Annotated in this window: 10 protein-coding genes; 3 read left to right on the top strand and 7 right to left on the bottom strand. The window is 58.1% G+C overall.

Going from position 1 to position 11,980, the window contains the following annotated elements:
• Positions 1-101 precede the first annotated feature (101 nt).
• The 5 genes from rimM to J3T93_RS04585 form a co-directional block, all read right to left on the bottom strand.
• A complete protein-coding gene (gene rimM, locus J3T93_RS04605; protein WP_267430710.1) occupies positions 102-707 on the bottom strand; it encodes a ribosome maturation factor RimM in 606 nt (201 codons plus the stop codon).
• Entirely contained in the window at positions 704-937 is a 234-nt protein-coding gene (locus J3T93_RS04600) for an RNA-binding protein (protein WP_015021362.1), read from the bottom strand. Before J3T93_RS04600 ends, rimM begins: the two co-directional genes overlap by 4 nt.
• Positions 938-973: 36 nt before the next feature.
• Positions 974-1,432, bottom strand: coding sequence for a 30S ribosomal protein S16 (gene rpsP / locus J3T93_RS04595; RefSeq protein WP_046322448.1), 459 nt, complete (start codon positions 1,430-1,432; stop codon positions 974-976).
• 216 nt (positions 1,433-1,648) lie between these two features.
• Positions 1,649-3,964: a glycoside hydrolase family 31 protein gene (locus J3T93_RS04590; protein ID WP_267430709.1), complete on the bottom strand. Its 2,316-nt coding sequence runs from the start codon at positions 3,962-3,964 to the stop codon at positions 1,649-1,651.
• 28 nt (positions 3,965-3,992) lie between these two features.
• Complete coding sequence (locus tag J3T93_RS04585; RefSeq protein WP_267430708.1) at positions 3,993-5,372, bottom strand: SLC45 family MFS transporter; 1,380 nt, start codon at positions 5,370-5,372, stop codon at positions 3,993-3,995.
• Positions 5,373-5,531: 159 nt separating this feature from the next.
• Here J3T93_RS04585 and J3T93_RS04580 point away from each other — a divergent pair, with 159 nt between their 5' ends.
• The gene (locus J3T93_RS04580; protein WP_267430707.1) at positions 5,532-6,554 is read left to right on the top strand and encodes a LacI family DNA-binding transcriptional regulator; all 1,023 of its coding nucleotides are present in this window, start codon (positions 5,532-5,534) and stop codon (positions 6,552-6,554) included.
• Between the two features lie 16 nt (positions 6,555-6,570).
• On the opposite strand, the gene J3T93_RS04575 is transcribed toward J3T93_RS04580, so the two are convergent.
• Together J3T93_RS04575 and ffh are read right to left on the bottom strand one after the other, a co-directional pair.
• Positions 6,571-7,641 carry an endonuclease/exonuclease/phosphatase family protein gene (locus J3T93_RS04575; protein WP_267430706.1) on the bottom strand — a complete coding sequence of 357 codons (1,071 nt, stop codon included), beginning with the start codon at positions 7,639-7,641 and terminating at the stop codon, positions 6,571-6,573.
• Between the two features lie 30 nt (positions 7,642-7,671).
• Positions 7,672-9,288, bottom strand: a complete 1,617-nt coding sequence (gene ffh / locus J3T93_RS04570) for a signal recognition particle protein (RefSeq protein ID WP_267430705.1) — start codon at positions 9,286-9,288, stop codon at positions 7,672-7,674.
• Between the two features lie 411 nt (positions 9,289-9,699).
• Between ffh and J3T93_RS04565 the strand changes: the two genes are divergently transcribed.
• On the top strand, positions 9,700-11,010 hold the full coding sequence (locus tag J3T93_RS04565) for an ABC transporter substrate-binding protein (protein ID WP_267430704.1): 1,311 nt from the start codon (positions 9,700-9,702) through the stop codon (positions 11,008-11,010).
• Between the two features lie 31 nt (positions 11,011-11,041).
• Entirely contained in the window at positions 11,042-11,977 is a 936-nt protein-coding gene (locus tag J3T93_RS04560) for a carbohydrate ABC transporter permease (protein ID WP_267430703.1), read from the top strand.
• The last annotated feature ends 3 nt before the right edge of the window (positions 11,978-11,980 follow it).

Here is an 11,980-nt window from a genome sequence, read left to right as displayed (position 1 = left end):
ACAACATTTCCTGCTTAGGCAGGCGCATTCCCGTAAGTGGGGAGTCAGCGGCTCGAAAAGGGGCGCTGACTCCCCACTTACGGTTTTGTTGAAAGATGGATTCAGCCCAGACCGGGCAGAAGTCCTCCAGGTGGATCGATGGCCACGTACTCGTTTTCAATGTCGACTTGGGGCACCAAGGCCTCGACGAAGGGTATCAGCCCTTCCGCATCATCGTCGCTTTTTTCGGTAGTCATGCAGATCTGCAGCTGCTGCTGGGCTACACCGTCCAGCACGTCGCTGACGCGGCCGACCACTCGTCCGGCAGGCTCGCCCAGTGAGTTGCCTGGGGCCATGCGAACCTCGAGTCCGATCAGATCCTCGGGGTACCAGGCATCCTCCTGTGCCAGCTCCTCGGCTGGATCAGCCTGGACATACAGTTCGATGCCGTTCAGTGCTTCGGAGGCGTTCCTGTCTTCCACCCCTTTGAAGAGGACGATCCAACGCTGTTTGAAGCGGCGGGAGGAGGCTACCGTGAAAATCTGTCCGTCCTTGGTTTGCAACTGGGAACCTGGGGCGAATCGCCGCTCAGGCTCGTCGGTGTAAGCATATACGTTGACCTCGCCCTTGAGTCCCTGGGCGCGGCCGATACGGCAGACCCTCAGCAACCTTGGCTGCTGAGGGTCCGGACCCTGCGGGTCGTGATTGGTGGACCGGCTGGGGCTCACCGGCGCACATCCATGATGTCGACGCGCACCTTGTGGTCGGCCAGCGCCTGGATCACGGTGCGGATGGCGTTGGCGGTCCTGCCGCCCCTGCCGATCACACGGCCGATATCCTCGGGGTTGACCCGTACCCTCAACAGCTCTCCGCGAGAGTTCTCGTGGGACTTGACCGACACGTCATCGGGAAAGTCCACGATGTTCCTGATCAGGTGCTCAACGGCCTGTGCAAGCATGTTAGCCGGTCCTTCCAATCCTTGATGAATGTGCCCTTACTCAGCTGCCTGCTCGGCCTGGGCGGCATCTGCCGACTCATCGGCCTTGGGGGCTTCCTTCTCCGCCTGGGCCTTGGCCTTGGCATCAGCCTCGGACTTGGCGGCCTTGAGCTTCTGGGCTTCGTTCTGTGCCTGCTCGATGCGAGCCTGGGCATCGACCTCGGCCTGCGGCACCTTAAGGGTGCCCTCTTTGCCGGGCAGATCCTTGAACTTCTGCCAGTCTCCGGTGATCTTCAGAAGGTTGAAGACAGGGTCGCTGGGCTGAGCGCCCACACCCAGCCAGTACTGGGCGCGCTCGGAGTCGATCTTGATTGAAGAGGGCTGGGTGTTGGGATCGTAGGTGCCGATCTCCTCAATGACCTTGCCATCGCGCTTCTTGCGGGAATCGACCACGACCACGCGGTAGAAGGGGTAGAACTTCTTGCCCATTCTCTTCAGACGAATTCTGGTTGCCAAAACGGCTCTCCTTGGTACTTGGTGTGCCCGGCGACGTCTCCATGTGGGGCATGGTGGCGCTCCTGGCGTGTTCCTCACGGCCGTCGGAATGAGAGGGCTCCTCCGGACATGAATAACAGTAAAAGTATACCTCAACCTTAGGATTAAGGGTCTGCTGTGGCATACGCCCCAACAGGCCCTTGGTTCGGTTTTGCTCCAACCAGTTTTGACCGAGGTCTAAGCTTCGATCTCCCTGTAGACCGGGGCCTGGCTCTTGTCATCCAGGCTTAGGGTCAGGGTTTGTTCAGGCAGAACCATGTGGATCCTTCGATAGAGAGGCTTGAATCCATGACGGGGTACAGTAACCGAGCACTGACCCTGGTTACCCATATGGATCTGATAGAGGTTGTAGGCCCCCTGCTCGTAGTCGAAGCTGTATCCGTCATCCTGGTAGTGGGTATAGTCGCCATACTGGCCGAAGAGCCTGAACGTCATGGACTCCTCGGGCTGGTCGTCCATATGCTCCACCAGTCGACCCCAAGGTAGCACGGAGTCGGCCCTGACAAAGACGGGCAGCTGGTCCAGAGGAGCCTCAACCAAAATATCTCGGTGGCCACCGAAAGTGACCATGGTGCGTAGATCCACCCAGTCGCCCTCGGGCAGATAGACCATTCGGGAGACCTGCCCTTGCTCTACTACGGGTGCTACTAGAACTTGGTCGCCGATCATGTATTCGTCGTTCAAGTTCCGTGTGCGCGCATCCTCCGGGTAATTCAGGACCAGGGGACGCATAACCGGCAGGCCATCGTTCATTTGCTTGGCGAAGCAATCGTAGAGGTAGGGGATGAAGCGATACCTCAGATGCAGGAAGTGCCGGTAGATGTCCAAGACCTCGGGGCCAAAGACCCAAGGTTCCTGGTCTCGTGCCTGGAGGGCGGAATGGTTGCGCAGAAGCGGGCTGAAAATGCCGGCTTCGATCCATCGGGTCAGCAGCTCCGGGGTCGTATCGGCGCTGAATCCACCGATGTCGGCCCCGGCGAAGCTGAATCCGCTCATCCCCATATTGCAGAGCTGAGGGATTGACATCTGCAGATGTGGCCAGAGGCTTTGGTTGTCTCCGGTCCAGACCGTCGCATACTTCTGCGTTCCTGCGTAGGCCGCGCGTGTGATGACGTAGGGCCGTCTGCCGGTGGCTTTCTTCAGGCCCTGATAAGTGGCCTTAGCCATGTTGTGCCCGTAGACATTGTTCATCCTGGCAAGATCGGACTTCTGATCTTCATCGCTGAAGACAGTGTCCTCCGGTATCTCTCCGTCGAATACGGCGGGTTCGTTCATGTCTGTCCAGATGCCGGCTGCCCCGCTGTCAACCAGGAAACGGCAATGCCCGGCCCACCAGTCGCGGACCTCAGGTCGGCCAAAGTCAGGGAATACGGACTTGCCGGGCCAGACCCTGTTGACATAGACGCTGCCATCCGGGTTGGTTGCGAAGTATCCCTTATCCAGACCTTCCTGATAGATCGGGTAGTCGGGATCCTCTTTGACTCCAGGATCCAGGATGGGAATGACCCTAACTCCCCGTTTTTTCATATCCGCCAGGAACCCGGCGGGATCCTTGAAGATGCTCTTGTTCCAGGTGAAGACGCGGTAGCCGTCCATGTAGTCGATGTCGAAGTGGACGGCTTCCAGGGGGAGGTGATACTTGGCAAAGGTGTCGACGATCTGCTCCACCCGGTCCTGGCTCATGCTGTAGCCCCAACGAGACTGCTGATAGCCCAGCATCCAACGCTGGGGGAGAGGGACCCGACCGGTCAGATAGGTGTAGTTGGAGACCACCTCCTTCAAGGAGGATCCGCCCAGTATGTAATAGTCCAGGTTTCCGTCGACGGCCGAGTAGAAGTAGTAGTCGGCGTTCTCCCTGCCCAGGTCAAGATGGCTCCGGTAGGTGTTGTCGAAGAAGATACCCCAAGGGTGGCCTTTTTTCAGTCCGAAGAGGACCGGGACGGACTTATAGAGGTTGGTGAAGGTTTCAATGTGCGGTCGTGGCTCATCATAATTCCAGTTGTCATATTGATAGGACCGCTTGTTCAGATACCCGGTCTTGTCGCCCAGTCCGTAGAATTGCTCGTCAGGATCCAAGGCCTTGACTACCTGGTAGTAGTGATCCTCAGTCTGGCTCACGCCGGATACTTCGTGGCCTTCGGCCCGCATGATGCTCTGGTGGGCGGCATCAATCGTCTTAGCGATGGGACGTCTCTTGCCGCGGTAGTCCAGGATCAACGGATTGCCTTGAGCGTCGAAGACGTCCAAGAGCAGGTCAGATCCGACTTTGACGGTCAGCTGCCCTGTGGACAGTTCCAGATGGTTGTCGACTTCCTTCAGATCGAAGGGAGTCTCTACCTTCTTTTCGCCTTCGATGGCATAGGAGTTGGTGTGGCGTCCGCGGTCCTGAAAGACGCGGATGATTTGGTCCGTCAGCACGGTCAGGATCAATGCCCCCTGGTCGGAACTTAGGGTGATGGTCTGATCTTTCGCGGTGTAATGTAGGTTCGTCATGGCAGACGTATTCCTTTCGTAAATTTTCTTAAGCCTCGTTGGATTCGGGCTTCCGGCTCTTGATGATGTCCATCAGGGCTGCGCCAATCAGCCAGGAGATGCCTCCGATCAGGAGCATGGTCGGCATTGATCTGCCTACCAGCGGGAAGATCGCGAAGCTGCTGACCGATGCGATTATCTGTGGCAGGCAGATGAAGATGTTGAAGAGTCCCATGTAGGCTCCATCATTGGCCCCGTCGGTTTCCGTAGTGAAAATAGCGAAAGGTTCGGCATGCATGGTCAGGAAGCAGATGCCGATCAGTGTAAAGGATCCGATCAGGGCGTACTGGTTGTGAGTGAAAGCGGTCCAGATCATTCCCAGGCCGCCGCAGAGCAGTCCAATCCGGTACCAGAACTTGCGCTTGTACTGGCTGGTCCTGGACAGAACCAGGAATCCGTAGATGATGCCCACGATGGACTGGACGAAGGTGAGGATGCCATACCAATTGCCGGCGGCTTGGAATCCAGCTGAGGAAGAGTCGGCGGTGTGCCAGACGTTTTGAGCTATGGCCCCGGTGGTGTAGGTCCAGAGGTACTGGACACCGAAGTAGGCGAAGAACTGGATGACTGCAACCTGCCAGAAAGTGCTGGGGGCCTCCTTGAGAAGGGTCCAGTAGGACTTCTGCGGCTTCTTCTCCTCATATTCGAAGTTGTGGTATTGGGCATAAGTCTTAGGATCGTATTCTTTGACCGAGAGGATGGTGTATGTGGAGGTGGCCAGAAGGACAGCCGCGGCGATGTAGAAGGAGAGTCGCACAGACATGGGGACCACTCCCTTCTTATCGATGTTGGCTATACCCAGCCCGGTCAAAAGGAAGGGGCAGAGGTTGGCCAGAACGCCTCCCAGATTGCTGAAGGACTGTTGCCAGGACCAGGCCTGGTCCTTCTGTTTCTCGTTCACCATGTCGCCGATGATCATGCGGAAGGGTTGCATGCAGGCGTTGTTGGACAAATCCATAAGGACGATGGCTGCTGCCCCGAAGCATAGAGCAGTCAGGGATCCGTAACCGAATCCGAAGGAGCCGGAATTTGGCAGCAGGACCATGACGATGGCAGCCAGGGGAGCGGCCCAGAGCAGGATGGGCATCCGGCGGCCGAAGCGTGGGGACCAGTGACCGTCGGAAAAGCGTCCTAGAATTGGTTGAATGATCATTCCGATCAGGGGCGGCAGTATGAAAAAGAATCCAAGCTTGCTGGGGTCGGCACCCAGAGTCTGGAATATGCGGCTCATTTGCGAGGTCTGCAGGGAGAAGGCCATGTTGACGCCGCAGTAGCCGAAAGTAATGGCGAACATGGTCTTCATGGTGATATCCGGTAGCGAATGCCGATTCTTGGTAGAGGCATCACTCGTCATTTGAGGTGCGCTCAAGGTATCTCCTTTGATCTTTTGTAAACAATTACTGTAAACGTTTACGGTATGAGTATACAGCTTTGTTTATCTCTTATCATGCCCGGGCGTGTGGCTATGATGGCCGCTGATATAGAAATTGGGTCCGACATGGGCTCGCCAGAGGGAAAGATGGAGGTCATGGCTGAAGCTTCCAGAGTGACCTTAAAGGACATAGCACAGCGGTTGGGACTGTCGACGGCTACTGTTTCTCGTTCCCTTTCCGATACCGGTGAACACAGGGGTCAGACCGTACGTTTGGTCAAGGAGACCGCCAAGGAGATGGGGTATATCCGCAACACAGCAGCGGCCGACCTCGTACAGGGCAAGAGCCATGCTTTGGCTGTCATTCTCTCCAACACCAAGACCAATTTCGATTCTTCAATCATCGAGGGGATCGAACAATCAGCTGCGGAACGGAACCTGGATGTTCTGATCCTGCATGCGGGCAACGCTGATCTGCAAGCTCAGCGGCGGGCCATCACCACTGCGGTAGAGCGTGCCGTCAGAGGAATTATTCTAGTCTCCCTCGAGCTCCAGGAGTCATTAATCGCCACCATAGAGCAGGTGGGGATGGACTGCATATCGCTCTCATCCTTTGTGGGTGGGGGACGGCTGCCCTGCATCACTTCAGATGACTATCAGATGGGGTATGAAGCCACGCAGTTTCTGATTGACAGGGGTCATCGACGGATTGGGCTGGCTGGCATTCCTCAACATGGGTCAATAACTCTGCGTATCAGTGGATACCGGCAGTGTCTGGAGGACAACAGCATCCCTTATAAGGAAAGTCTGGTTTTCTATGGGGGATGTCTCTACCAGGATGGGATAGCCGCCATGAAGCACTGTCTAAAGTCGAAAGAACGGATATCCGCCCTTATCGGTGCCAGCGACCTGGTGGCTATGGGTGCCATCAATCAGGCTAGGGACCAGGGGTTGGATGTGCCCGGTGACGTGAGCGTCATGAGCTTTGACGGAACGGACATTGTAGATATGGTCAGGCCCACCATAACCAGCGTTACTCAGGCCTTTCACCGTATGGGGGTGGAAGGGGTCAAGGCCCTTTTGTCCGCAGACAAGCCGAGTTCGCGTTTTCTGCCTTTCAGGATAATCAGCAGACAGTCCACCGGACCTGGCCCTTACCTGCATGGTGATCCTAAGTGAGCAGCCCCTGCTCAGCTCACAGACGCAGTTGAGCCAAAAGGCCACAGTGGTCGGTGTGCGGGACTTTAATCACCTTCATCGATTCGACCCTGATGCCCTGGCTGACCAGGATATGGTCGATTTCGATCAGTGGTGGCAGAAGTGCCTGGCAATGCGGAAAGGTCGGGTGCGGCCCGCAGCCTAGAAAAAGGGAGGCATCACGCAACCTGCCGGACTGTATCATGGCGCGAAAGGTTGGGTGGTGCAGGTTGGCGTTGCAGTCGCCCATGATGATGGTGAATGCAGGTGATTCCAGGTCTGGGACGGCCGTCATCTTTTCGCTGTTCAATAGAGCCAGACGCCTGATGCCTAGGCCCCATTGCCTGGCGCCGCGTTGGGGCGACTTCGGATGGACTGAAGCCACCCGGACAGTTCCAGCTAGGGTATGCAAATGCATTAGTGGGACGGCTGACGCTTCCAAATCAAGGCCTGCCGGTTGAGACCAAATGGGCTCCTGACGAGAGAAGAGGGCGTTCCTGCCGCCATTGTCATTCTGGGTCTGCGGTCCCTCCACCAGATATGGCATGATCTGCCTCATCCCTGCTTTCTGAAGATGGGTCAGCAGGGTCGAGTTCACCTCCTGCAGGGCTAAAACATCGACATTTTGGCTTTGAACCTGCTTCATGATGGACTGTGCATCTGCCATGCCATAGCGGCAGTTTAGCGTCATGACTTTCAGGTTGAGCGCAGGATCAGTTATATCCCGATTGAACTGATGCGATTCGGCAATGTCTGCATCAGCCTCTGCTTGATTCCTTGTATCAAGCAGCTTATTTCTGTGCCCCGAGCCTATGGGAGAGACCAGATGAAACCTGTATTGAAGTCTCCATAAGGTGACCAGGGTCAGCTCAATCAGGGCCAGAGCGGACTGTGGCCAGGCCTGGATCACAATGGCGCAGATCAAGATGGCCAATAAGGGAACGACCAACAGGTCGATCAGAGCGATCAGCTCCACCAGAGGACGGTGCCAGTCAGCTCCGGCAGGCAGGAAGCGCAGGGCCATCCATAAGGCGATGAGCCCCAGGATAATCCAGAGAAGGGTGTTCACGTGCCATTGTCTCCTGCATGAAGGAGGTGGTTAGCGGCCGCCGAAGAGACCGCCCAGTCCACCGCCAAGATTGGGGGGCAGGTCAGGCAGGCCTTCAGGCATCTGCGGAGTCTCGGGGCGCTTGGCGAAGGCCGAGCCGCCGGAGGATTTGCCCTTGCCGGACAGGCGCTCGCGTAACGCCTTCTCTTCGGCCTCCCGCTTCATGGGATTGCCTGAACGGGAACCCTTGCGGCCTTTCTTGCCCCTTTTGCCTTTTTTGCCGCCGCCAGCACCCATGCCGCCCATGCCTGGGATCGAGCGGCTGCCATTGGTCATGCGTTTCATCATCTTGGCCGCTTGCTCGAACCGCTGCAGCAGGCCGTTGACAGCCGAGACCGTAGTGCCGGCGCCATAGGCGATTCGGGCCCGTCGTGAGCCGTTGATGATGCTGGGGTCGCGTCGTTCCTGAGGAGTCATCGACTGGATGATGGCCTGCGTTCGATCCACTTCCTTCTCATCGAACTGTTCAAGTTCCTTGCGGTGCTGGGCCATGCCCGGGATCATGCCCAGGATGCTCTTGAAGGAGCCCAGCTTGCGAACCTGCTGGAGCTGCTCCAGAAAGTCGTCCAGACCGAAGCTGCCCTCGGACATCTTCCCTGCGGCCTTACGGGCTTCCTCCTCGTCGAACTGGCGCTGTGCCTGCTCGATCAGGGTCAGGATGTCGCCCATATCCAGAATGCGGGAGGCCATGCGGTCGGGGTGGAAGACCTCGAAGTCCTTGAGGCCCTCGCCGTTGGAGTCGAAGAGGATGGGCTTGCCGGTCACCGAGGCCACCGACAGGGCCGCGCCGCCGCGGGCATCGCCGTCCAGCTTGGACAGAACCACGCCGGTGAAGTCAACACCTTGGTCGAAGGCTTTGGCTGTGGCGACCGCGTCCTGGCCGATCATGGCATCGATGACGAAGAGGATCTCGTCGGGGTGGACGGCATCGCGGATATTGCGGGCCTGCTCCATCAGCTCCTGATCCACGCCCAGTCGACCGGCCGTATCAATAATGACCACGTCGTAGAGCTTGTCCTTGGCCACTCTGATCGAGTCGGCGGCCACCTTGACCGGGTCGCCTGTAACCTGTCCGGGGGCCGCCAACTCGGCTCCGCTGGTCTGCACACCTGGTTCCGGGGCGTATACCGGCACTTCCGCGCGTTCGCCGACCACCTGAAGCTGGGTGACCGCATTGGGCCGCTGCAGGTCGGCCGCCACCAGCAGGGGGGTGTGCCCGGCGTCCTTGAGCCAGAAGCCCAGCTTGCCGGCCAACGTGGTCTTGCCGGCACCCTGCAGGCCAGCCAGCATGATGACTGTGGGCGGGTTCTTGGCGAAATTGAGCGGTCGATCCACTCCTGCGCCCAGGATGTCAGTCAGTTCGTCGTAGACGATGGAGACCACCTGCTGGGCCGGGTTCAGAGCCTTGGAGACCTCCTCGCCCAGGGCACGTTCCCGGATGCGCCCGGTAAAGGAGCGCACCACGTCCAGGGAGACATCGGCATCCAGGAGGGCGCGGCGGATCTCGCGGATTGTGCCGTCGATATCGGCCTCGGTCAGCTTCCCCTTGGAACGCAGATGGGTGAAGGCCTGGGAGAGCCGATCGGTCAAAGATGAAAATGCTGCCATAATGCCCCAAGTCTACCTGTCAGTCGGGAGATTGGCCGGTTGCTCCATAAGGCCTGTGCCTAGAGCCGACCAAACAAACATAGGCAGTTCAGAAGAATTCGATATTGCTGAGCTAACAGCTGTAGTGCTATTACCCTTGAGGAGTTCGGGAACATTGATTGAACATCGGTATGTGACCATGACGAGAGGAGCGAGAGGATCCGAGTAGCTACATAAAAGAAAGACATGAGTTCACTTTGTGTCTTCTTGACATGATCCCCGACTGGCTTCTATACTGAGTCGAAACGATTCGACATTTTGTGTGCATCGACGGAGATGGTCTGAGCCCTGCAATACACCTGAAGTCGAAACCTTTCGACATATTGAATCGCTATAGATGGATGCAAGGATGCAAGGAAGTTAGGAGCCATCATGAAGATCAGAAGAGGGATCGGGGCGGCCCTGGCCCTGGCCATGTCGATCCTGCCGCTGGCGGCCTGCGGATCGGGGGGTGATGCTCCCCAGGAAGCCCACCCGTCCAGCATCAAGATCTGGTACTACGAGGAGCCCAGCAGCGGTCAGGCCCGGGGTTGGCTGAAGGCTGCCGATATCTTTACCCGACAGACTGGCATCAAGGTGGATTTCGAGGTTAAGTCTTTCACTCAGATCGCCCAGAATGGCAGCCAGTTCCTCAACTCGGACGACGCCCCGGATGTCATGGAGTCCAATCGCGGCAACGGTTCGGCCGGGGTCCTGTCCACCCTGCAGCTGCTGACAGACCTGAAGCCCTATGTGCAGAAGTACGGCTGGGACAAGAAGGTGCGTGGCCAGGCAGCAGCAGTGGGCAAGTACGACAAGCGTGGCGTCATGGACGGGAACACTTGGTACGGGGTTTCCTCCTACGCGGAGATGCAGCGGGTCTACTACAACAAGGACCTCTTTGCCAAGTACAAGATCCCCATCCCGCAAACCTTTGACCAGTTCGTGGCTGCCCTCAAGGCCTTCAAGAGCCACGGGGTCACGCCCATAGCGGCCGATGCCCAGGAGTACGGGGTGCTTTGGCTCTGGTGGCAGCTGGCCATGACCAAGGCCGATGCCCGCTTCGTCGACGACTGGCAGCTCTACAAGCACCCGGTCAACTGGCGCAGCAAACCGCTGACCTTCGCCACCAACACCATCCGTGATTGGATCGACAAGGGATACATTTCCAAGAATGCCACCGGCATGAAGGCCGAGGACACGACCACGGCATTCATCAAGGGGACCTATCCCATCTACCAGACCGGCACCTGGAACCAGACCCGCTTCATGGAGCAGGTGAAGACCTTCGACTGGACGGCATCCATCTTCCCAGGGGCCAAGATGGTCGAGGGCTGCGCGGGCAACCTGCTGGTCATTCCGCAGAAATCCCGGCGCAAGGATGCCGCGGCCCGTTATATCAACGTGGTCCTGTCCAAGGAGGTTCAGAACTACATCGGCAACAAGGGCGGCGTGCCAGTGGCGGCCGACACGGATGCCATCACCAACCCCAAGAGCCGTGATCTGGTCAATGAATATACCAAAGCCTCGGACGCCAGCCGGATGAGCTATTATCCCGACTACCCTGCGCCCAACCTGACCGACGCCATGCCGGCCGCCTTCCAAGAGCTGGTCAACGGCACCAAGAGCCCCGACCAGGTTCTGGATACCCTGCATAAGAACTACGACGACGGCGTCGCCCAGCTCGATCTGGATGACGACTGAGCTGCGTCAATCCGCCAAGGAGAGTACAAGCATGTCTGACACACATAGCAGGAAGAAGGCGCAGTCCCGCATCCCGGGCAGCGCGCCTTCGCGGTTCGTCCCTTATCTGATTCCCGGTCTGATAGGCATCGTGGCCATCGTCATCGTGCCCATCTTCTGGAACATATACCTGAGCTTCACCCGCTGGAGGGGGGTGGGGCCGACCAAATGGGTGGGTCTGCGCAACTGGCGCCGGCTCATGGGCGACTCGACCTTCTGGGTCTCCTTCGGCCACACCCTCTGGATCATCGTGGCCATCGTCATCATTCCCACGGTCCTGGGCCTGCTGATCTCCTCGGCTCTGACCGACGTCATCCAGAAGAAGTTCGGCCCCCGCACCTCCTCGACTCTGCGGGCACTCTACTACCTGCCCCAGGTTCTGCCTGTGGCCGTGGCCACCATCATCATGGGCTGGATCTTCCGGCCTGAAGACGGTGCGGTCAACGACCTGCTGACCAAGATCGGCCTAGGCGGATTGGCCCATAACTGGCTGGGTTCGACCACCACGGCCCTGCCCATCCTCATGGTCATCCTGATCTGGATCCAGCTGGGCTATCCCATCGTCATCTTCATGTCCGGACTGCAGCGGGTAGACCCTGAGCTCTACGAGGCGGCCAGCCTGGACGGGGCCAACTGGTGGCAGAAGTTCCGCGTCATCACCCTGCCCTCCATCATTCCGGAGCTGCTGGTGGTCATCCTCACCTCCACCATCGGTGCTCTGAAGACCTTCGCTCCGGTCTATCTACTGACCAAGGGCGGGCCCGGCACCTCCACCATGGTTCCCTCCTACTACTCCTACAACCAATTCTTCCAGGTGCAGCAGGTGGGCTACGGCGCCGCCATCTCGACATCCCTGACCGTGGTCATCGTCATCTTCTCCATCGTCTTCACCATCGTGCAAAAGCGCGTGCAAAAGAGCATCGCCTGAGGA

The sequence above is a fragment of the Bifidobacterium sp. B4111 genome, from assembly GCF_026537235.1.
GTDB lineage: Bacteria > Actinomycetota > Actinomycetes > Actinomycetales > Bifidobacteriaceae > Bombiscardovia.
Note: the sequence above shows the minus strand (reverse complement) of the source record. Positions and strands in the feature narration are given on the sequence as shown.

Excerpts from the sequence above, each read along its gene's own strand:
- J3T93_RS04580 (WP_267430707.1), top strand. The coding sequence starts at position 5,532 with ATGGCTGAAGCTTCCAGAGTGACCTTAAAGGACATAGCACAGCGGTTG.
- J3T93_RS04590 (WP_267430709.1), bottom strand. The coding sequence starts at position 3,964 with ATGACGAACCTACATTACACCGCGAAAGATCAGACCATCACCCTAAGT.
- J3T93_RS04565 (WP_267430704.1), top strand. The coding sequence starts at position 9,700 with ATGAAGATCAGAAGAGGGATCGGGGCGGCCCTGGCCCTGGCCATGTCG.
- ffh (WP_267430705.1), bottom strand. The coding sequence starts at position 9,288 with ATGGCAGCATTTTCATCTTTGACCGATCGGCTCTCCCAGGCCTTCACC.
- J3T93_RS04600 (WP_015021362.1), bottom strand. The coding sequence starts at position 937 with ATGCTTGCACAGGCCGTTGAGCACCTGATCAGGAACATCGTGGACTTT.
- J3T93_RS04560 (WP_267430703.1), top strand. The coding sequence starts at position 11,042 with ATGTCTGACACACATAGCAGGAAGAAGGCGCAGTCCCGCATCCCGGGC.